The 18,953-nt window shown below is 59.1% G+C and carries 22 protein-coding genes and 1 pseudogene; 13 read left to right on the top strand and 10 right to left on the bottom strand.

Annotation, left to right across the window (positions count from 1 at the left end):
• Positions 1 to 57 precede the first annotated feature (57 nt).
• Together KGD89_RS08505 and KGD89_RS08500 are read left to right on the top strand one after the other, a co-directional pair.
• Complete coding sequence (locus KGD89_RS08505; protein WP_038399778.1) at positions 58 to 1,053, top strand: alpha/beta hydrolase; 996 nt, start codon at positions 58 to 60, stop codon at positions 1,051 to 1,053.
• A gap of 115 nt (positions 1,054 to 1,168) precedes the next feature.
• Entirely contained in the window at positions 1,169 to 1,969 is an 801-nt protein-coding gene (locus tag KGD89_RS08500) for a hypothetical protein (RefSeq protein WP_025259362.1), read from the top strand.
• Between the two features lie 38 nt (positions 1,970 to 2,007).
• Here KGD89_RS08500 and prmB read toward each other — a convergent pair whose 3' ends face one another.
• Entirely contained in the window at positions 2,008 to 2,916 is a 909-nt protein-coding gene (gene prmB, locus KGD89_RS08495; RefSeq protein ID WP_025259361.1) for a 50S ribosomal protein L3 N(5)-glutamine methyltransferase, read from the bottom strand.
• A 199-nt stretch (positions 2,917 to 3,115) separates the two neighbouring features.
• Between prmB and KGD89_RS08490 the strand changes: the two genes are divergently transcribed.
• The 3 genes from KGD89_RS08490 (at position 3,116) to KGD89_RS08480 (ending at position 4,766) form a co-directional block, all read left to right on the top strand.
• A complete protein-coding gene (locus KGD89_RS08490) occupies positions 3,116 to 3,706 on the top strand; it encodes a cysteine hydrolase family protein (RefSeq protein ID WP_025259360.1) in 591 nt (196 codons plus the stop codon).
• Between the two features lie 136 nt (positions 3,707 to 3,842).
• Positions 3,843 to 4,163, top strand: a complete 321-nt coding sequence (locus KGD89_RS08485) for a hypothetical protein (RefSeq protein WP_025259359.1) — start codon at positions 3,843 to 3,845, stop codon at positions 4,161 to 4,163.
• A 45-nt stretch (positions 4,164 to 4,208) separates the two neighbouring features.
• A complete protein-coding gene (locus KGD89_RS08480; RefSeq protein ID WP_025259358.1) occupies positions 4,209 to 4,766 on the top strand; it encodes a Smr/MutS family protein in 558 nt (185 codons plus the stop codon).
• A gap of 39 nt (positions 4,767 to 4,805) precedes the next feature.
• Here KGD89_RS08480 and KGD89_RS08475 read toward each other — a convergent pair whose 3' ends face one another.
• On the bottom strand, positions 4,806 to 4,988 hold the full coding sequence (locus KGD89_RS08475; protein WP_074568923.1) for a hypothetical protein: 183 nt from the start codon (positions 4,986 to 4,988) through the stop codon (positions 4,806 to 4,808).
• A gap of 233 nt (positions 4,989 to 5,221) precedes the next feature.
• On the opposite strand from KGD89_RS08475, the gene folE reads away from it, so the two are divergent.
• Complete coding sequence (folE, locus tag KGD89_RS08470; RefSeq protein ID WP_025259357.1) at positions 5,222 to 5,767, top strand: GTP cyclohydrolase I FolE; 546 nt, start codon at positions 5,222 to 5,224, stop codon at positions 5,765 to 5,767.
• Positions 5,768 to 5,838: 71 nt separating this feature from the next.
• Entirely contained in the window at positions 5,839 to 6,210 is a 372-nt protein-coding gene (locus KGD89_RS08465) for a glutaredoxin (RefSeq protein WP_025259356.1), read from the top strand.
• Positions 6,211 to 6,228: 18 nt separating this feature from the next.
• Here KGD89_RS08465 and KGD89_RS08460 read toward each other — a convergent pair whose 3' ends face one another.
• From KGD89_RS08460 to KGD89_RS08450, 3 genes are read right to left on the bottom strand one after another with little or no spacing between them, the layout of a single operon-like run.
• Positions 6,229 to 6,582 carry a lysozyme inhibitor LprI family protein gene (locus KGD89_RS08460; protein WP_371874959.1) on the bottom strand — a complete coding sequence of 118 codons (354 nt, stop codon included), beginning with the start codon at positions 6,580 to 6,582 and terminating at the stop codon, positions 6,229 to 6,231.
• Between the two features lie 59 nt (positions 6,583 to 6,641).
• Positions 6,642 to 7,244, bottom strand: coding sequence for a glutathione S-transferase family protein (locus KGD89_RS08455; RefSeq protein ID WP_025259354.1), 603 nt, complete (start codon positions 7,242 to 7,244; stop codon positions 6,642 to 6,644).
• Positions 7,245 to 7,281: 37 nt separating this feature from the next.
• Positions 7,282 to 8,448, bottom strand: coding sequence for an aminotransferase-like domain-containing protein (locus tag KGD89_RS08450; RefSeq protein ID WP_025259353.1), 1,167 nt, complete (start codon positions 8,446 to 8,448; stop codon positions 7,282 to 7,284).
• Positions 8,449 to 8,530: 82 nt separating this feature from the next.
• Between KGD89_RS08450 and KGD89_RS08445 the strand changes: the two genes are divergently transcribed.
• Complete coding sequence (locus tag KGD89_RS08445; protein ID WP_025259352.1) at positions 8,531 to 8,986, top strand: MarR family winged helix-turn-helix transcriptional regulator; 456 nt, start codon at positions 8,531 to 8,533, stop codon at positions 8,984 to 8,986.
• Between the two features lie 50 nt (positions 8,987 to 9,036).
• Positions 9,037 to 10,230 carry a benzoate/H(+) symporter BenE family transporter gene (locus KGD89_RS08440; RefSeq protein WP_025259351.1) on the top strand — a complete coding sequence of 398 codons (1,194 nt, stop codon included), beginning with the start codon at positions 9,037 to 9,039 and terminating at the stop codon, positions 10,228 to 10,230.
• A gap of 2 nt (positions 10,231 to 10,232) precedes the next feature.
• Here KGD89_RS08440 and KGD89_RS26360 read toward each other — a convergent pair whose 3' ends face one another.
• The 3 genes and pseudogenes from KGD89_RS26360 to KGD89_RS08430 form a co-directional block, all read right to left on the bottom strand.
• Complete coding sequence (locus KGD89_RS26360; RefSeq protein WP_404940691.1) at positions 10,233 to 10,937, bottom strand: methyl-accepting chemotaxis protein; 705 nt, start codon at positions 10,935 to 10,937, stop codon at positions 10,233 to 10,235.
• Positions 10,938 to 11,138: 201 nt separating this feature from the next.
• Positions 11,139 to 11,627: pseudogene (locus tag KGD89_RS26355) on the bottom strand (methyl-accepting chemotaxis protein); the annotation flags it as partial.
• 800 nt (positions 11,628 to 12,427) lie between these two features.
• Entirely contained in the window at positions 12,428 to 13,363 is a 936-nt protein-coding gene (locus tag KGD89_RS08430) for a S66 peptidase family protein (protein ID WP_038399777.1), read from the bottom strand.
• A 196-nt stretch (positions 13,364 to 13,559) separates the two neighbouring features.
• Between KGD89_RS08430 and KGD89_RS08425 the strand changes: the two genes are divergently transcribed.
• The gene (locus KGD89_RS08425) at positions 13,560 to 14,564 is read left to right on the top strand and encodes an NADP-dependent oxidoreductase (RefSeq protein WP_025259348.1); all 1,005 of its coding nucleotides are present in this window, start codon (positions 13,560 to 13,562) and stop codon (positions 14,562 to 14,564) included.
• A gap of 51 nt (positions 14,565 to 14,615) precedes the next feature.
• On the opposite strand, the gene pyrF is transcribed toward KGD89_RS08425, so the two are convergent.
• Positions 14,616 to 15,314, bottom strand: a complete 699-nt coding sequence (gene pyrF, locus KGD89_RS08420; protein ID WP_025259347.1) for an orotidine-5'-phosphate decarboxylase — start codon at positions 15,312 to 15,314, stop codon at positions 14,616 to 14,618.
• 290 nt (positions 15,315 to 15,604) lie between these two features.
• On the opposite strand from pyrF, the gene eat reads away from it, so the two are divergent.
• Positions 15,605 to 16,969, top strand: coding sequence for an ethanolamine permease (gene eat, locus KGD89_RS08415; RefSeq protein WP_025259346.1), 1,365 nt, complete (start codon positions 15,605 to 15,607; stop codon positions 16,967 to 16,969).
• Between the two features lie 112 nt (positions 16,970 to 17,081).
• Positions 17,082 to 17,249, top strand: a complete 168-nt coding sequence (locus KGD89_RS08410; protein ID WP_038399776.1) for a DUF2897 family protein — start codon at positions 17,082 to 17,084, stop codon at positions 17,247 to 17,249.
• A gap of 10 nt (positions 17,250 to 17,259) precedes the next feature.
• Here the strand turns inward: KGD89_RS08410 and KGD89_RS08405 are convergent, their stop codons facing one another.
• Positions 17,260 to 18,063: a substrate-binding periplasmic protein gene (locus KGD89_RS08405; RefSeq protein WP_371856593.1), complete on the bottom strand. Its 804-nt coding sequence runs from the start codon at positions 18,061 to 18,063 to the stop codon at positions 17,260 to 17,262.
• 300 nt (positions 18,064 to 18,363) lie between these two features.
• Between KGD89_RS08405 and KGD89_RS08400 the strand changes: the two genes are divergently transcribed.
• Entirely contained in the window at positions 18,364 to 18,906 is a 543-nt protein-coding gene (locus tag KGD89_RS08400) for an exonuclease domain-containing protein (RefSeq protein ID WP_025259344.1), read from the top strand.
• Positions 18,907 to 18,953 lie beyond the last annotated feature (47 nt).

The raw sequence follows: 18,953 nt of genomic DNA, 5'->3' as shown, positions 1-18,953 counted from the left end.
CGAACCTTATGCAACGGCGCGCGTCAAAGCGAAACCTGAACCAATGATGGCCTTACGATGCTACCTGGCACTCCCCCGATTCGAGCCCTGAACGCCCTGCGCATGCTGGCCCTGGCACTGTGCATGCTGGCAGGCGTGGCCAACGCAGCATCCCCCACCGTCGTGCAACGCCCGATCAGTGTCGACACGAACAATGGAAAACTGTTCGGCACCCTTCTGCTACCACAATCCACAAAACCCGTGCCCGTGGTGTTGATCATTGCCGGCTCCGGCCCGACCGATCGTGACGGCAATAACCCCGAAGGCGGACGCAACGACAGCATGAAGCGTCTGGCCATAATCCTGGCCAAGAACAATATTGCCAGCGTGCGCTATGACAAGCGCGGCGTCGCGGCCAGCAAGGCTGCAACCCCGAATGAACGCGACCTGAGCGTCGAAGGCTATGTCGCCGATGTCCAGTCCTGGGCGCAAAAGCTCAAGGCCAACCCGCGTCTTGGCTCCTTGATTCTGCTGGGCCATAGCGAAGGCGCGCTGGTTGCGTCGCTGGCGGCTGAAAAGGCAGGTGCGCGTGCGGTGATTTCCGTCGCTGGCACGGGTCGTCCGGTGGATCAGGTGCTGCGTGAACAGTTTCGCGAGCGCTTGCCGCCAGCGCTTTTGCAACGCAGCAATCAGTTGCTTGATGAACTGAAGGCAGGCAAGACCGACGACAAGGTGCCAGAAGATCTGGAAGTCGTATTCAGGCCCAGTGTGCAGCCCTATCTGATATCGCTGTTCCGTCAGGACCCGGCTGCCGCGTTCGGCAAGCTGCAAATGCCAGCGCTGATCATTCAGGGACGCAACGATATCCAGGTCAGCGTCGGTGATGCCCTGATCCTGAAAAAAGCCCGGCCCGATGCAGAACTGGCACTGATCGACGGCATGAATCACGTATTGCGCATCGTCCCCGACGATCTGGAAAAACAACTGCAATCCTACAGAAACCCGACCCTGCCACTGTCGAGCGAGCTTTCGGCGCACATCCTGCGCTTTATCGGTGCGTTACCCGCAGATTGAACGAAAGATTTGACGTCAACAAAACCACCCGCCCCTTCAGACTTGGGAAAACCTGCCGATAGGGGTGTGCTGGCATTGTGTTTGCTGCACAAGGCCATGGACAGGATCATCGTGAATGACTGATACAAATACCGTGACCGAAAAAGCCGAAGCCCCTGAAAAACCCGAAGCCGAAGCGCTGCCGCCCCAGCCCTGGGAAGACGTGGTGCCCGAAAGCTTCCAGATGCTTCGCCTTTCGCCGTTGCCGACCGACCGTGCAACCGGCGGACGGCCGCTGCGTTTCGTGCAGTTCGGCCGTGCCGAACGCCACAGCAAGGAACTGAGCCTGCTGCGCATCAATATCCAGTTGCCGGGGCAGCGGGTACGCAAGGAACAGAACAACCTGGATATCTGGGTCGATCACCAGAAACATATGGTGCGCTTCGGCCCGGAGTCGGGGTTGCAGATAGAGCCCTGGAACCGCGGTCTTGGACGCTTCCTGATTGCCCATGCGGTTCACTGGGCACAAAAGAAGTGGTCATCCTACAAGATCGAAGGCGTCGCGCTGGCAAGCAAGGACGGCCTGAACGAAGACACCCGCCTGCGCCGCGATCACTTTCTGCGCACCCTGGGTTTTGAAGTTATCTATGCCGATGCGCAGCATATGAAAGGCAGCATCAAGGACGTTCACGTCGGCAACCTGCACAGCACCTGGAACAATGACAAGGTGCAGATCATCGAAATCCTCGAAGCATCGCAGATGCTGGAAAAGGCCGAGAAGAATCTGACCGAGCAGGAAGTCGTGATTCGTGCCCATGAAGACCGGGTCAACAAGTACAAGCGCGAAGACAGCAGCCTGCGCTTTACCATCGCTTGCCTGGTGACTTTTGCTGTGTTTCAGGCGGGACTGCTGATCTGGATTGCGACACATCGTTAAGTTGTGAAAGCGGGGCATGAAGCCCCGCTCATGCCGCTTCAGACCTTTGAAGCAAACAGTGCCTGATGTTCGCGGCACTGTTCGGCAGTCAGCATGAACACCCCATGCCCACCGCGCTGGAAGTCCAGCCAGGCGAAATCCACTTCCGGATACAGCGCCTGGACATGCACTTGGCTGTTGCCCACCTCGACAATCAACAACCCTTTTTCGGTCAGGTGATCGGCGGCCTCGCTCAGCATGCGGCGCACCAGATTCAGACCGTCGTTGCCGCAGGCCAGGGCAAGCTCAGGCTCGTGCTGGTATTCATGGGGCATGTCGGCAAAATCTTCGGCATCGACATACGGCGGGTTGGACACGATCAGGTCGAAACGCTGCCCCGGCAGGCCGTCGAAACCATCGCCCTGCACGGTATAGACGCGATCGTCCATGGCGTGGCGCTCGATGTTCTGGTTGGCCACTTCAAGGGCCTCGAACGAAAGGTCAGCCAATACCACTTCGGCTTGCGGGAACTCGTCGGCGCAGGCAATGCCGATGCAGCCAGAGCCAGTGCACAGGTCCAGAATGCGGGCAGGCTCACTGGCCAGCCAGGGCGCGAAACGGTCTTCGATCAATTCGGCAATCGGTGAACGTGGAATCAGTACGCGATCGTCGACAATGAACGACATGCCGCAGAACCATGCTTCGCCCAGCAGGTAGGGCGTCGGAACGCGATCATCGATGCGGCGCTTGATCAGGCGTTGCAACTCGGAGATTTCCTCGACTTCGAGGCGGCAATCCAGATAGCTGTCGGCAATTTCCCAGGGCAGGTGCAAGGCGCCGAGCACCAGTTGCCGCGCTTCGTCCCAAGCGTTGTCGGTCCCGTGCCCGAAAAACACGTCTTCCTCGTGAAAGCGGCTGACGGCCCAACGGATATGGTCACGCACGGTGCGCAAACGAGAGGTGATCATGGAAGCTCCTGGAAAAAACGATCTGGCAGACTCGCAAGTCTCCCCCATTAGCCGACCTTCATCAAGGCAAACCGCCATCCCGCGCCGCGACAAAATGCCCTGCAGCCCAACAAAACCGGGGCCTGCGATTGTTGAGATTCACAGAATCGCTCAGCCAGAGGACAATGACGCAAAAGCCCCACTCGAAGGAGCCCTCTGGATGTCATCTTTAAAGACCATGTTTCAACTCAGCGGCCGTGTTCATGCACCGGCCAATCTGAGCAATGCCACGCTGATTATCATCGACGCCCAGAAAGAGTACCTCAGCGGTCCTCTGGCCCTGACAGGCATCCATGAAGCCCTGGACAATATCGGCCAACTGGTGGCAAAAGCCCGCGCCGTGAAATGCCCTATCGTGCACGTACGTCACCTCGGCACCGTGGGCGGTCTGTTCGATCCACAAGGCGAGCGCGGCCAACTGGTCCCGGAACTGGTCCCTCAAGGCGACGAACACCTGGTGGAGAAACGCCTGCCCAATGCCTTCAACGGCACCGGCCTGCATGAACTGCTGCAGAGCCTGGGTCATCTGGACCTGATCATCTGCGGTTTCATGAGCCATTCGAGTATCAGCACCACCGTGCGTGCGACCAAGGATTATGGCTATCGCTGCACCCTGGTGGACGATGCCTGCGCTACCCGCAACCTGCCCGGCCCCAATGGCGACGTCAGCGCCCATGACGTACACCGCACGGAAATGGCAATCATGGCAGACAACTTCGCCACTCTGGCGCTGACCAAAGACCTGATCTGAACAACAGGCGACCTGAGTGGTTGTGTGAATCACTTCACATAACCGCCCATCCCTTTCACCTCTCTTCTCTCGCCACAACGGGGAACAACACCCCGTCATCCGGGTCATAGCGCCGATAACCACTGAGGAAATCGGCATGAAAATATCCGACGGTTTCGATGCACGTCGCTTGCGCCCCAGAGGCCCGGGCAATTGGCGCACGCGTTTCGGCACCGCGATTGCCACCTTGCTGGTCACTCTGGGCGTATTGCTGATAATGGCAGGTGCCTCCGGCCTGATCGGCCATCCCCAGGCACTGGGCGACCTGGATGCAACACCCGGGGGGGCGGCAGTGATTGCCGGCCTGGGACTTGTGGTGCTGTATCTGGGCATCTGGTTATGGCGAGTCTGCCGTCGACGTCGACGCCGGGCAAAAGGATTGAGCATGTCTGCACACCTGATGAAAAAACACGACTGACGTGTTGCGCGGCAGGGTTAAACTAGCCTCCTTCGCGGAGGCCCCATGCAAGACGACGATTTTTCCCTGTTCAGAAACGAGACGCGTGGCGTCAAGCCCATCAAGCACGAACATGCCGATGTCGGTAAACCAAAGACCGACCGCAAGCTGCTGGCCAGACTGCGCCAGTCAGCTACAGTGCGCACCGACTCGGTTACGGTCGACGGGCTGTCCGATCAGTTCGTGATCGACGTCGGTCCGGAAGATGTATTGAACTGGTCTCGCGATGGCGTGCAGGAAGGCCAGATGCGCAAGCTCAAGCTTGGCCAGATCAGTTTTGAAGGCAGCCTGGACCTGCACGGCATGAGCGTGGAAGTGGCCAGGGAAACCCTGTGGGAGTTTCTTGCCGAAGCCACGAAGCTGGAAATCCGCTGCGTGCGCGTCACTCACGGCAAGGCTGTGCGTCTGGATGGCAAGCGCCCGATGATCAAGAGCCACGTCAACACCTGGCTGCGTCAACACCCGCAAGTGCTGGGCTTCTGCTCATGCATGGCCAAACATGGTGGCGCTGGCGCGGTTTACGTCATGCTCAAACGCACCATGATGGAAGGCCGCGACGAATGAGGGTTCCGGGCAGTCCAGATACTGCCCGGAACCGGATCGTCAGCGAGGGCCGCCACCGGGACCAAAGCCTGGACCACCCGGCCCGCCAGGGCCGCCACCACCCTGATGATGCCCGCCGCCTCCACCACCGTGGCCACCAGGGCCTGGCCAGAACGGCCAGCAGCCCGAAACCGAAGCCAGAACGACGATCACCGTCGCTATTTTTGCTACTCGACTCAACATCCGGATTTACTCTCTCAGAACGCAGGGATTGACTACTGCTGCTTCTGACCGCAGACAACGAGGGAAGTGGGTAGCAATCGGGTAGCCAAAGGGTAAGAAAAACGTTACAAACAGACTTCACGCGCCGATTTGCGCAGCGGCCATACACCTGCCCGCACGTGTAAGTTATTATGTGCGACTTTGGCGAGGGCCGTGCCTTCGCGTTATCGAAACCCACACGGAAACACACTCCTGTGACACTGGAACAGAATTACACCGCCATATTGAGTCAGTTGGGCGAAGATGTTTCGCGCGAAGGCCTGCTGGACACACCCAAGCGTGCAGCCAAAGCCATGCAGTACCTGTGTCGCGGTTATGAACAGACGCTCGAAGAAGTGACCAACGGCGCGCTGTTCAGCTCCGACGCCAGCGAAATGGTCATGGTCAGGGACATCGAACTGTACTCGCTGTGCGAGCACCACCTGCTGCCGTTCATTGGCAAGGCGCATGTAGCCTACATCCCCAACGGCAAGGTCCTGGGCCTGTCGAAAGTGGCGCGTATCGTCGACATGTACGCTCGCCGCCTGCAGATCCAGGAAAACCTGAGCCGCCAGATCGCCTCGGCCATCCAGGAAGTTACCGGTGCCATGGGCGTTGCAGTGGTCATCGAAGCCCAGCACATGTGCATGATGATGCGCGGCGTGGAAAAACAGAATTCCTCGATGATCACTTCGGTGATGCTGGGCGAGTTCCGTGAAAACGCAGCCACCCGCAGCGAATTCCTCAGCCTTATCAAGTAAGGTGCAGCCGTCCGCGCTACCTGTTGGCGCGGACTTGCCCCCTGAATGCCTGCCACGCAAGAGGTTTGACCGTGCTTATGAAAGCCCTCAGGGTTGGCCTTGGCCAGCTCGTCATCGTCGCTGATTTCCTGACCCGCCCGGCCCGGAAGAAACGCGAGCCTCAGGCTCAGGCAGCCGTCGATCAGGCCGCTCGGAATCTGACCCTGTATCAGTTCCATGCCTGCCCGTTCTGCGTGAAGACCCGCCGCACCCTGCGCCGCCTCAATGTTCCGGTCGCCCTGCGGGATGCGAAGAACAACGAGAACGATCGCCAGACGCTGCTCAACGAAGGCGGCAGGATCAAGGTTCCCTGCCTGCGCATTCAGGAAGGCGACACGACCACCTGGCTTTATGAATCCAAGGCCATCATCGGCTACCTGGATCAGCGTTTCAGTCACATCTGAAGCTGCTGGCTGCCCGCCTCAGCGCGGGCAGCCTTCTTCGCGACACGCCACATACGCCTTCAATTCCTTCACGCGCACCCGGGTATGCTCGGCCAGACACTGCGATTGCAGCAAAGGCCAGATCGAACCGGAATCCTCGGCCTTTCCCACCCGATACAGACAGTCGGCGTCGCGGAAGGCGATCCATTTGACTTGTGCGTCCTTGAGCGCCTGCTTCCTGGCCGAGTCTTTCAGCCAGCTCATCTGCGCCTTGTACTGGCGGTTCAATTCCGTATCGAGCGCGGACAGATCCTTGCTCGCGCATTGATTCATGCTGGTCTGATTGGCATTGCAATCCTGAGCCTGCGCCGAACAACCGATCCCCAGCGCCATGACGGCGGCCAGGGCGGCGATGGAATATTTCACGGAACGCTCTCCTCTCTTCTGCCCGGTCAATCCAGCATGCCCACGTAACCGGGCTGCTCCTTGACTCGCTCCAGCCATTGCTGAATGCCGGGGTACGGTGTCAGATCGAAACCGCCCTGATGGGCCACGTGAGTGTAGGCATACAGCGTGATATCGGCGATGGAGAAATGGTCGCCCACCAGGAACGGCGTGCGCTTGAGCTGCTGCTCCATGACCGCCAGTGCGCGATAGCCGGATTTCTGCAGGGAGCGGTACTCATGCAGACGCTCTTCAGGCAGCCCCAGATAGAACTGAATGAAACGTGCCACGGCAATCGCGGGCTCATGGCTGTACTGCTCGAAGAACTGCCATTGCAGCACCTGCGTGCGCAGCCGCGGCTCAGCGGGCAGGTAGGCACTGCCATCGGCCAGGAAATTGAGAATCGCATTGGACTCCCACAGGCAGGTGCCGTCACTGAGCTCCAGCACCGGAATCTTGCCGTTGGGGTTCTTTTCCAGGAACGCCGGGGTCTGGGTTTCGCCATTGAGAATATCCACGGGCACCCATTGATACTCGCAGCCCAACAGGCTGAGCATCAGCTTGACCTTATAGCAGTTGCCTGAGTTGTAATCGCCGTAAACCTTGTACATCGCCCTGCTCCCTCTGCAATTCCCGGTACTGGATCGATCAGGCCGCTTGCCGTGTGACGGCCTTGCGGATTACTGCTGCCAGGCGTTTCAGGCCCTCATCCAGACGCGCCGGATCAATGTGACTGAAGTTCAGCCGCAGATACCCGTGATTGACGTCGGGGTCCGCGAAGAACGGTTCGCCCGGCATGAACGTCACGTCCTGAGACAAGGCGGCATCCAGCAAGGTGCGGGTATCGAGCTTCTGCTTGAGTGTCAGCCAGAAGAACAACCCGCCTTGCGGGCTGTTCCAGTCGGCCAGATCGGCAAAATGCTCCTGCAAGGCCGCCTCGAATGCGTTGCGTCGCTGCCGGTAGAACTCGCGCAGCTCGGCCAGATGCTCACGATAGTGTTCAGTGCCGATCCACTGCAAGGCCTGCCATTGACCGATCCGGTTGGTGTGCAGGTCGGCCGACTGTTTCAGGCGCAGCAGATGCGGAAACAGGTCCGGGCTGGCAATCAGGTAACCGACACGCAACCCCGGCAACAAGGTCTTGGAAACGGTTCCGGTATAGATCCAGCTGGCCTTATTGAGGCGCGCGACAATGGGTTTCGCGTTGCCACCATCGAAAGTCAGTTCGCGATAGGGCTCGTCTTCGATCAGCGTCACGCCGAACTCATCGAGCAAGGCCGCGACCGCATCGCGGCTGGCTTCGCTGTAACGCACTGCCGAGGGATTCTGGAAAGTCGGAATCAGGTAGGCGAACGCAGGCTTGTGCTGCTCCAGACGCTGGCGCAGGGCAATCAGGTCCGGCCCTTCGGCCTGCAGCGGCACCGTCAGGCAATCGGCGCCGAACAGCTGGAAGATTTGCAGTGCCGCCAGATAGGTCGGCGCTTCCAGCAGGACTTCAGTGCCTTTGTCGATGTACAGCTTGGCGGCCAGGTCCAGAGTCTGCTGCGAACCGCTGACCACCAGCACCTGACTGGCCTCACAAGGAACACCCAGCGCCCGCGCCTCGGCAGCCAGGGCTTCGCGCAGTTCAGGCTCGCCTTCGCTCATGCCGTATTGCCCCAGTGTCAGGGGCATATCGGCCCACTCCACTTTTGGCAGCATGCACTCGGCCGGCAAGCCACCGGCAAAGGACATCACTTCAGGCCGCTGTGCCGCAGCCAGGATTTCGCGAATCAATGAACTTTTCAGGCGGGTAACGCGTTCGGAGAAAGCCATGGCAACTACCTGTAGCCGAGTCAAAGGGAAATACGTCAAACTTGTTGACTCAAATTACGACGCCAAGCCCGGATACGTCAACATGCTTGACCTTAAAAATCCTGCCAATCAGCAAATCGCCATGGAAGCCTTCTTTTTCGGCTATCAGGCATTTACTGCCAAAGCCGATGAAATGCTGGCCCGGCGCGGGCTCAGCCGCGTTCATCAGCGCATCGTGTTTTTCATCGCCCGCTACCCCGACCAAAGCGTGAAAGAACTGCTCACGGTACTGGGCGTCAGCAAACAGGCGCTCAATGTGCCACTGCGCCAGTTGATTGCCATGGAACTGGTACAGAGCACGACGCCCGACACCGACAAACGCAAACGCCTGCTGGTGCTCACTGAAGAAGGGATCAGGTTCGAACAGGCGCTGCGCCACGAACAGGTGAAGCTCTTGCAACGGGTATTCGCCGAGGCAGGTCAGGCGGCAGTGGATGGCTGGCTGACCGTCAACCAGGCGCTGGGGCAAACGCTCCGGCCCGGCGCAATCGATCGCTGAATACAAAAATAACGACACCGCACAAACTGCCCGCTCAAGGAAAGCCCTGCATGAACGAGACCCTCAAGGCACCACTGCGCCCATTGGCAGACTCATCGCCTTCGGCCGTGGTCGCCGGCTTCATCGCGATGATGACCGGCTGCACCAGCTCGCTGGTACTGATGCTCCAGGCCGGGCAGACCGCAGGCCTCAGCAATGGCCAGATGTCGTCCTGGCTCTTGTCGATGTTCATCGGCATGGCGGTGTGCAGCATCGGCCTGTCGTTGCGCTATCGCACGCCCATCAGCGTGGCATGGTCAACTCCCGGCGCCGCATTGCTGATTACCACACTGGGTGGCGTGGGGTATCCGGAGGCCATCGGCGCATTCATCACCTGCTCGATCCTGGTGATCATCTGCGGCATGACCGGCAGCTTCGAGCGTCTGGTCAAGCGCCTGCCCGCCTCGCTGGCCGCGGCATTGCTGGCCGGGATTCTGTTCAAGATCGGCAGCGACATCTTCATCGCCGTCCAGCATCGAACCAGCCTGGTTCTGGCCATGTTTTTCACTTACCTGCTGATCAAGCGAGTCTCGCCGCGCTATTCAGTACTGGCGTCACTGGTGGTGGGCATCGCAGCCGCCAGCCTGTTGGGGTTGCTGAATTTCAATGACGTTACTCTGGAAGTGGCCACGCCAGTCTGGACGACACCGTCGTTCTCACTGGCAGCGACCATCAGCATCAGCATTCCGTTATTCGTGGTAGCGATGACCTCCCAGAACATGCCGGGCATTGCCGTACTGCGCGCCGATGGCTATCACACGCCCTCTTCACCGCTGATCACGGCAACGGGCATCACCTCGCTGCTGACCGCACCTTTTGGCTGCCACGGGCTCAACCTCGCGGCAATCAGTGCCGCCATCTGCACCAGCCCCAATGCCCATGAAGACAAGAGCAAGCGCTATACGGCAGCGGTCTGGTGCGGGGTTTTCTATGGCGTCGCCGGAATCTTCGGCGCGACGCTGGCCGCACTGTTCGCGGCCTTTCCCAAGGAACTGGTGCTCTCGATTGCCGCACTGGCGCTGTTCGGTTCGCTCATCAACGGCCTGACCGTGGCCATGAACGAACCCAGGGAACGGGAAGCGGCGCTCATCACCTTCATGGTCACCGCATCAGGGCTGACCCTGTTTTCCATTGGCTCGGCACTCTGGGGCATCGTCGCCGGGGTCCTGACGCTGCTGATCCTCAATGTGCGCAAGGGCGCATGAAATCAGAGCCTGAAATGCCCGACCATCCCCTTCAGCTCCACGCCCAGTGAAGCCAGTTCAAGACTGGACGCTGCGTTGTCCTGCATGGCCAGGGCCGAGTGATCGGCGCTGGCACGGATGCTTGTCACACTGCGGTTGATCTCTTCGGCCACCGAGCTTTGCTGTTCGGCGGCCGCAGCGATCTGCTGGTTCATCTGCTGAATCATCGACACCGCTTCGGCAATAGCACCCAACGCGCTTTCGGTTTGCAGCACATCACTGACTGCCAGCTTCACCAGCTCGCCACTGCTCTGAATCTGTTCAACCGACGCCTGCGCGCCACTTTGCAGCCTGAACACCAGGTTTTCGATCTCTTGGGTTGATTGCTGCGTACGCTTGGCAAGGGCACGGACCTCATCGGCCACCACCGCAAAACCACGCCCCTGCTCACCCGCCCGGGCCGCCTCGATGGCAGCATTGAGCGCCAGCAGGTTGGTTTGTTCGGCAACGCTTTTGATCACGTTCAAGATCTGGCCGATGTTCTGAATCTCGGCGCTCAGGTTCTGGATACTCTGGCTGGCAGACTGCGATGAACCAGCCAGTTGCTCGATGCGCTGCATGCTCTGACGCACCACCGTCTGCCCACCACCCACCTTTTCATCAGCGGTTTGCGCGGCCAGTGCAGCCTCTTCGGCATTACGCGCCACATCATGGACAGTGGCGGTCATCTGATTCATTGCGGTAGCGACCTGCTCGGTTTCTTCCTTTTGAGAACCGACTTCCCGATTGGTCTGCTCAGTAACGCTCGACAAAGACTGCGCCGAGTTCGACAGTTGCTCGATGCCCGACTGCAAACCACTGACAATACGGCTCAAGCCCTCGCCCATCTGCTGCATGGCAAGCATCAACTGACCGATTTCATCGTGCCGCCGAACCTGCACACTGCCGCTCAAATCGCCTGCCGCAATGCGTTGCGCCAGGCCTATGACACTGCGCAGCGGGCCGACAATCAAGCGGGTAATCAACCAGGAAACAATAAACCCCACCAGCAAGGCCACCACCGACGAGCCGATAATCTGCAGGGTATTGGCCGTGAGTTGAGCCTGCACGGACTGATCCTCGGCAGCAGCCGCCTGGTTGACAAGCTCGACCACTTGCCGGGCATTGGTCGCCAACAGACTGGAAACCTGCGCTTCTCTGGCCAATAGCCCGGTGTACTCATTGAGCTTTTCGGTGAAGCTGACAATGTGCGTGCCGACTTCAGCCAACACCGTCAGGTAGCCCTCATCCTTGATCTGGGACTTGAGCTCTTCGGCCAGCCCCCTGGCCTGCTCGGCCTGTTCGATGGTCCCGGTTTTCGGAGCATCGCCAGAGCCCGTCCTGCGACTCTTGTCCAGACGGACACGGGCCTCGTCCATGGCTTGCTGCATCAATCTCGATACCTGACTGACCTTGCCGGACTGCTCGACGAACTCGGCACCTTGCTGGCCCTGGGTGTCCTTCAGCGTCCAGGTCCCATCATCGGCAAGACCCGCCTGCAACACCTCAAGGTTGTTGGAGACACTGGACACCGACCAACTGGCCATTTCCAGCGCCAGGTCCTTGCTTTGGCTGATATCGACGAACTCATCGAAAGAGGTGCGATAGGCAACCAGCGCCTGCTGAACCTGAGACAGCATCGCGGCACTGGCTGGCGACTGTTCCTGCAGCGACTGCGCGAGGGTGTTCAAGTCATCGATTCTGGCGTGAATCTGCTCGACGACCTTGGGGTCGCTGTGCAGCGCATATTCCTGCTCCAGCAGACGTACACGAAGCAAGCCGCTGTTGAGGGAGGACATCTGCTTCAGGCCATCGAAATGCAGACTGATGTTCTTCAGCGACCAGACACCAATGGCTGCCACCAGCGCCGTCAACAGCAGCACCAAAGAAAAACCAAAACCCAGCTTCTTCGCCATACCGAGATTGGCGAAGCGTCTTTGTATGGCCAAGATCATAGCGTTCAATCCCCGTCCGAATCATTCGCCTTGAATGATCCACTCACGAGGCCATTCAATATCCATGCACATTCGCAACGGGTCGAATCAAGCGCAAGCCTGTGGCTCAGCAATAATGGCAAAGAGCTACGCAGACGTCGCTTTCAGAATGGTCGCCACGGCCACAGGCGGCCAGATGCTCCATCTGCGGGGGGAAACACGATGCAATGAAGGAGATTCGTGCTTCAGGAACGGGCAGCGGCGGATACCAGCAAGGTCCCGGCATCCGCGTCGAGAATCGCCTCGGTTCCCAGAGACACGGCCTGATTGACGTCCCCATGGCCCACCGGCAAACCGCCAAGGACCGGAATCCCCAGATTGCCCAGCCGCTCCTGCAACACATGGGCAGGGCTGATCGAACCTGCGGCATGGGCAGGCACACTGAAGTCGCCCGCCGCGATGCCCGCCAGACGCTGCAGAATGCCGCAATTGCCCAGGTGAGTCAGCAGACGATCGACGCGATAGGCTGATTCGCCAACATCCTCGATCAGCAGGATAGCGCCTGTCAGGTCGGGCATGTAAGGCGTACCGATACAGGTACTGAGCATGCTCAGATTACCGCCGAGCAACAAACCCTTGGCACTGCCCCGAGTGCGCACGCTGCCGGTCGCAGCGGCGGAGTCGGCCTTGAGCAGCACCGGCTCGGTGCTCATCAATACGTGACGCATGCTGCTGGTGAACAGGCCGCCCCGCTCCAGTTGTGTCGCCACCGGGCCGTGGATGGTTGCAAGCCCCACATGCGTCCACAGCGCGCCGTGCAGGGCCGTGATGTCGGAAAAGCCCGTGACCAGTTTCGGGTCGCGCCGAACGGATTCGTAATCGAGTTGCCCAAGAATGCGCTGGGTGCCGTAACCGCCACGATTGCAGATCACTGCACGGATTTGCGGGTCGGCCAGTGCGCTGTTCAGATCTGCAATGCGATCTTCGTCAGTACCGGCATAAAAGGAGTGCTTGCCCAATGCATGCGGATAAACCCGCGGTTTCAATCCCCACCCTTCCAGCACCTGCACTGCAGCCTCGACCCTGGAAGCAACCACAGGGCCGGCAGGCGACACCAGGGCAACGGCGTCGCCTTCACGCAGCACGCGGGGATAAAGGGTTGGCAGATTCGTGGCAGACATTGCGGTAATCCAGACTTTCAATGAACCGGCAATGTAGAGCACTGATGCAGGTGACTCAAGTCACAAACACCTTTGGTAACGACTGGCCAGAGGCATCATCCGGCTGGATGGAACCGCATTCGCTGCGTGACCGTTGCTTGCCTGAAAGCGCATCAACAGCTTCAATCAGCCTTCTCACTCAAATCGAGGACCTGTCATGACCACCCTTTCCAATCGCCAGTTTCTGCTCGCCAAACGACCTGTTGGCCAACCCGGCAGAGAGAACTTCACGTATCAGGAAGTGCCGGTCGCAGAAGTGGCAGACGGACAGATTCTGGTACGCAACCAGTACCTCTCACTCGACCCGGCCATGCGTGGCTGGATGAACGAGGGCAAATCCTACATTCCGCCGGTTGAGCTGGGCCATGTGATGCGCGCTCTGGGCGTGGGTGAAGTGATCGAATCGAAGAACCCGCAGTTCGCGGCAGGCGATTACGTGCAAGGCTCGCTGGGTGTGCAGGATTACTTCGTCGGCGAGCCCAGAGGCTTCTACAAGGTCGACCCGAAACTCGCCCCGCTGCCCCGCTACCTGTCCGCACTGGGCATGACCGGCATGACCGCCTACTTCGCACTGCTGGATGTCGGCGCACCGAAAAGCGGCGATACCGTGGTGATCTCCGGCGCCGCCGGTGCCGTGGGCAGCGTGGCCGGGCAAATCGCCAAGCTCAAGGGTTGCCGTGTCATCGGCATCGCTGGCGGCCAGGAAAAGTGCCGTTCGCTGACCGAGGAACTGGGTTTCGACGGTGTTATCGACTACAAGAGCGAAGACGTCCTTGCCGGCCTGAAACGCGAGTGCCCCAAAGGCGTGGACGTGTATTTCGATAACGTGGGTGGCGACATTCTGGATGCCGTGCTCAGCCGTCTGGCACCGCGAGCCCGGGTCGTGATCTGTGGCGCAATCAGCCAGTACAACAACACGTCACCGATCAAGGGCCCGAGCAACTACCTGTCGCTGCTGGTCAACCGTGCGCGCATGGAAGGCTTTGTGGTGCTGGACTACGCCTCGCGTTTCGCAGAAGCCGGTCAGGAAATGGCGGGCTGGATTGCCGAAGGCAAGCTCAAGAGCCGCGAAGATGTGGTTGAAGGCCTGGAAACCTTTCCGGAAACCCTGCTCAAGCTCTTCAGTGGCGAGAACTTCGGCAAGCTGGTGTTGAAGGTCTGACAGCACGTTATCGCGAATGGGCACAGATCTGCCCATTCGCGAAACCCGGTATCACGCCAGTTCGGCAACCACAGCCGCCAGGGCCTGGGCCGGATCGGCAGCCTGACTGATCGGACGGCCGATCACCAGATAGTCGGAACCGGCGTCCAGAGCCTGACGCGGTGTCAGGATGCGACGTTGATCGTCCTGTGCGCTGCCTGCCGGACGAATGCCAGGAGTGACCAGTTGCAGGGACGGGTGAGCGGCCTTCAGCGCCTGGGCCTCCAGAGCCGAACACACCAGGCCGTCCATGCCGGCTTTTTCAGCCAGGGCTGCCAGACGCAGCACTTGAACCTGTGGGTCGATATCCAGACCGATGCCCGCCAGATCTTCACGTTCCATGCTGGTCAGCACGGTCACGCCGATCAACAGCGGTTGAGGACCGGTGCGCTTATCAAGCACCTCACGGCAGGCCGACATCATGCGCAGACCGCCGGAGCAATGCACGTTCACCATCCAGACGCCCATTTCCGCTGCAGCCTTGACGGCCATGGCAGTGGTGTTGGGGATGTCGTGAAATTTGAGGTCCAGAAACACATCGAAGCCCTTGTTACGCAGGGTCTCGACGATATCCGAAGCACAACTGGTGAACAGCTCCTTGCCGACCTTCACCCGGCACAGTTTTGGATCGAGCTGGTCAGCCAGCCGCAAGGCGGCGTCACGGGTTGGAAAATCCAGGGCGACGATGACAGGAGTCTGGCAGGCGGACATGAGCGTGTTCTCAGGTAAGTCGAAATCGGCGCGCATTGTAGCCGAACCTGCTGGCGGACGGGACCCGGACTTTAAAAAAGCCAATACGCACTTGCAGTGTTCACCTCCATGGCCGGATGCACCAAACCGGTCCCCATGAAAGCACCTGAAACCCGTGCCGTTCTGCAAACGACCCCATTTGAAGCAATACGACGACGATTCATGCACTGGCACGGAGCCTGCAAACGAAAACATAAAAAGAGCAAGCAAAAAGATATTTCAACGATTTTCGAGGCATCAGGGAGAAATACATGAGTCAACAACTCAAGCCAACGCTGGGCACGCTGCACCTGTGGGGGATCGCGGTCGGGCTGGTGATTTCAGGCGAATACTTCGGCTGGAGCTACGGCTGGGGCGTAGCCGGAACCCTCGGTTTTCTGGTCACGGCCTTGATGGTCGCAACGATGTACACCTGCTTCATCTTCAGCTTCACCGAGCTGACCACCGCCATTCCACACGCGGGCGGTCCATTTGCCTATAGCCGCCGCGCATTCGGTGAGAAAGGCGGCCTGATCGCCGGTATGGCGACGCTGATCGAATTCGTCTTTGCGCCCCCGGCCATTGCCCTGGCAATCGGTGCCTACCTGAACGTGCAATACCCTGGGCTGGACCCCAAGCATGCGGCGGTCGGAGCCTATATCGTGTTCATGACCCTCAATATTCTGGGCGTGAAACTGGCAGCAACCTTCGAGCTGGTTGTCTGTGTACTGGCCGTGGCCGAGCTGCTGGTATTCATGGGCGTTGTGGCTCCGGCTTTCAGCTTCAGCAACTTCGCACTGCATGGCTGGGCAGGTTCCAGCACCTTCGGCCCGGGTGCGATTGCCGGTATGTTCGCCGCGATTCCATTCGCCATCTGGTTCTTCCTGGCCATTGAAGGTGCAGCCATGGCCGCCGAAGAAGCCAAGGACCCGAAACGGACCATTCCCAAAGCCTACGTCAGCGGCATTCTGACGCTGGTCGTGCTGGCCATCGGCGTCATGCTGTTTGCAGGCGGCGTTGGCGACTGGCGCACCCTGTCCAACATCAACGACCCGCTGCCACAGGCCATGAAGGCTGTAGTCGGCGATAACTCCGGCTGGCTGCACATGCTGGTCTGGATCGGTCTGTTCGGTCTGGTCGCCAGCTTCCACGGGATCATTCTGGGCTACTCGCGTCAGTTCTTTGCCCTGGCGCGTGCCGGTTACCTGCCCGCTTCGCTGGCCAAGCTCTCGCGCTTCCAGACCCCGCACCGGGCCATCATCGCCGGTGGACTGATCGGCATTGCTGCCATCTACAGTGACGGCCTGATCAATCTGAGCGGCATGACCCTGACCGCGGCCATGATCACCATGGCGGTCTTCGGCGCAATCGTGATGTACATCATGAGCATGCTCAGCCTGTTCAAGCTGCGCAAGACTGAACCCCTGCTGGAGCGCAGTTTCCGTGCGCCGGGCTACCCGATCGTTCCGGGCATCGCCCTGACCCTGGCCGTGGTATGCCTGCTGGCAATGGCCTGGTTCAATCCGCTGATCGGTTTCATCTTCCTCTGCTTCATGGCCGTGGGCTTCATCTACTTCAGCCTTACCGCCCGGTCGCGTGCCAACGCGCCTGCCGACGCCATGCTGACCGGCTCGTAAAAACAAAAGGCCGCGTAAACCCTCATGGTTTCACGCGGCCTTCCCAGAGCGCATACACTTGAACCATTGAGCAGCCTCTTGCTCAAACCGGTATGACTACAAGGAGAGTGCTATGCCCTGGTATGCCTGGTTGATTCTGATCGTTGCAATTGGCTCCATCGTCGGCGGCCTGATGTTACTGCGCGACACAGCGCAAAAGCTGCCTCTGACCGAAGAGCAGCTCAAGCGTATTCATGAACGCAATGCCGAAATGGATGCCAAGGAAGCCAAGGATCGATGATCCCGGTTGCCTACCTTCCGACCTTCTTGCTCACTGCAGTGTCCGCAGATGCAGCCGAGTAAGGAGGCACGGCGAGGACCTTGATGTGCAAGGGCTCGAAGATCCTTGCGAATTCCCCGTTATCCCGCAATTGCTGTAACAGCTGATCAAACTTCGTAGCGCTGATGCTGCCGCCCGGCCGCAACAGTGCATATTGCCGATAAAGCTGATCGACCCGCTCGGAAACCAGAAACTGTTCGGCCTCGCCAGGGTTATGTGCCATGAAGTCCACCAGATAGGAGCGCGTTACCGGCGCGATATCCACACGCCCGCGTATCACCATCAATAGATTGCTGTCATGGGAATAGGTCGAAGTGGCATTGAAGTTTTCACTCAGATACTTCTGGTCTGCATTGAAGTTGGCAAATCCATAGTGATAACCGCTGAACAGGGCCAGACGCTTGTCCGAAAGATCATCGAAGTAACTCTGCTGACGCCCTTCGACCCGGCGCGCCACAAAGACTTCGGCATCCTCAAGCCCCATGTCCACCTTGTCATAGGCGACATGTTTCCAGCCCCAGTCGGGGTTTTCAAAAATGGCGATATCGAAACGGCCCTGGGCAAAGTCCCGGAAGCGACGCTGCACGGAAGTCGGCACCACCACGAACTCATAGTCCCGCTGACTGGCATTCAAGGCCTCGATGAGCTTGGGCAGAAGCCCGGTATCGTTGCCTCTTTCAGGGCGAATCATATAGGGCGGAAAATGCACGGCCGCCACTTGCACGACCTGAGCGGCCTGGACCTGCCAGCTCACCAGGAGCGAGACGATCAGCATCGCTCCCTTACGCAACAACACATCGGTTATTACTGCGCGCGTCTTCATGAAAAGGTATCGGTCAAAAACGCCACACGCTATGCGCTTTCAGCAGTTTAAACAACTCCCAAATCCATGATTCGGAATAAGTCGCACATAACCTGAAAAGTCCAAGGGCGAATGCGACAAAAGACAAGGCACCCCTGAAGTATTCAACGGTCGATTGATGTATCGGCAACGGCGCAGTAAAACCTTATCGAGCATAGCCAGATGAATATGGCTACTCTGGACTCACTAAAACTGTTGGATGGGAGCTTCATAATGCCGCATTGGCTGGTGATCGACCTGGAGGCTACCACCGAAGAAGGCGGATGGCCGGTCGCAGAAATGGAAATCATCGAGATCGGTGCAACGCTGGTGAATCAGGATGGGCGCGAGCTGGACCACTTTGAACGCTTCGTACGCCCCGCGCGCCGCCCCTTGCTGACGCACTTCTGTCGGGAACTGACCCATATCAGCCAGAGCAATATCGACAGCGCGGCATCCCTGAGCAATGTATGGCCCCAGTTCGAGCGCTGGTTGAGCCATCATCAGGCACGCATTGTCGGCTGGGCCAGTTGGGGAGATTACGACCGCAAACAACTGGAGGAACAGTGGCGCGAGCATCGACTGGAAAGTGCCCTGAACGAGCTGCCTTATGTAAACCTCAAACAGCGCTTCGCCGAGGCCCGTCAATTACAACGCGCCCCCGGGCTCAACAGTGCACTGCAACTGGCAGGCATGCAGTTCAGCGGCCAGCAGCATCGGGCACTGGTTGATGCCCGCAATACTGCCAGACTGTTACCGTTGATTATTCCCAATTGAATATCAGGATTGCCAAGTGACGATGCTGGATACCTTGGGCATACTAT

Origin of the sequence: Pseudomonas cichorii, from assembly GCF_018343775.1 — a bacterium.
Taxonomy (GTDB): Bacteria; Pseudomonadota; Gammaproteobacteria; order Pseudomonadales; family Pseudomonadaceae; genus Aquipseudomonas; species Aquipseudomonas cichorii.
Note: the sequence above shows the minus strand (reverse complement) of the source record. Positions and strands in the feature narration are given on the sequence as shown.

Coding starts and splice junctions, on each gene's coding strand:
- KGD89_RS08505 (WP_038399778.1), top strand. CDS start 58: ATGCTACCTGGCACTCCCCCGATTCGAGCCCTGAACGCCCTGCGCATG.
- KGD89_RS08500 (WP_025259362.1), top strand. CDS start 1,169: ATGACTGATACAAATACCGTGACCGAAAAAGCCGAAGCCCCTGAAAAA.
- prmB (WP_025259361.1), bottom strand. CDS start 2,916: ATGATCACCTCTCGTTTGCGCACCGTGCGTGACCATATCCGTTGGGCC.
- KGD89_RS08490 (WP_025259360.1), top strand. CDS start 3,116: ATGTCATCTTTAAAGACCATGTTTCAACTCAGCGGCCGTGTTCATGCA.
- KGD89_RS08485 (WP_025259359.1), top strand. CDS start 3,843: ATGAAAATATCCGACGGTTTCGATGCACGTCGCTTGCGCCCCAGAGGC.
- KGD89_RS08480 (WP_025259358.1), top strand. CDS start 4,209: ATGCAAGACGACGATTTTTCCCTGTTCAGAAACGAGACGCGTGGCGTC.
- KGD89_RS08475 (WP_074568923.1), bottom strand. CDS start 4,988: ATGTTGAGTCGAGTAGCAAAAATAGCGACGGTGATCGTCGTTCTGGCT.
- KGD89_RS08460 (WP_371874959.1), bottom strand. CDS start 6,582: ATGGCGCTGGGGATCGGTTGTTCGGCGCAGGCTCAGGATTGCAATGCC.
- KGD89_RS08455 (WP_025259354.1), bottom strand. CDS start 7,244: ATGTACAAGGTTTACGGCGATTACAACTCAGGCAACTGCTATAAGGTC.
- KGD89_RS08450 (WP_025259353.1), bottom strand. CDS start 8,448: ATGGCTTTCTCCGAACGCGTTACCCGCCTGAAAAGTTCATTGATTCGC.
- KGD89_RS08445 (WP_025259352.1), top strand. CDS start 8,531: ATGCTTGACCTTAAAAATCCTGCCAATCAGCAAATCGCCATGGAAGCC.
- KGD89_RS08440 (WP_025259351.1), top strand. CDS start 9,037: ATGAACGAGACCCTCAAGGCACCACTGCGCCCATTGGCAGACTCATCG.
- KGD89_RS26360 (WP_404940691.1), bottom strand. CDS start 10,937: ATGACCGCCACTGTCCATGATGTGGCGCGTAATGCCGAAGAGGCTGCA.
- KGD89_RS08430 (WP_038399777.1), bottom strand. CDS start 13,363: ATGTCTGCCACGAATCTGCCAACCCTTTATCCCCGCGTGCTGCGTGAA.
- KGD89_RS08425 (WP_025259348.1), top strand. CDS start 13,560: ATGACCACCCTTTCCAATCGCCAGTTTCTGCTCGCCAAACGACCTGTT.
- pyrF (WP_025259347.1), bottom strand. CDS start 15,314: ATGTCCGCCTGCCAGACTCCTGTCATCGTCGCCCTGGATTTTCCAACC.
- eat (WP_025259346.1), top strand. CDS start 15,605: ATGAGTCAACAACTCAAGCCAACGCTGGGCACGCTGCACCTGTGGGGG.
- KGD89_RS08410 (WP_038399776.1), top strand. CDS start 17,082: ATGCCCTGGTATGCCTGGTTGATTCTGATCGTTGCAATTGGCTCCATC.
- KGD89_RS08405 (WP_371856593.1), bottom strand. CDS start 18,063: ATGCTGATCGTCTCGCTCCTGGTGAGCTGGCAGGTCCAGGCCGCTCAG.
- KGD89_RS08400 (WP_025259344.1), top strand. CDS start 18,364: ATGCCGCATTGGCTGGTGATCGACCTGGAGGCTACCACCGAAGAAGGC.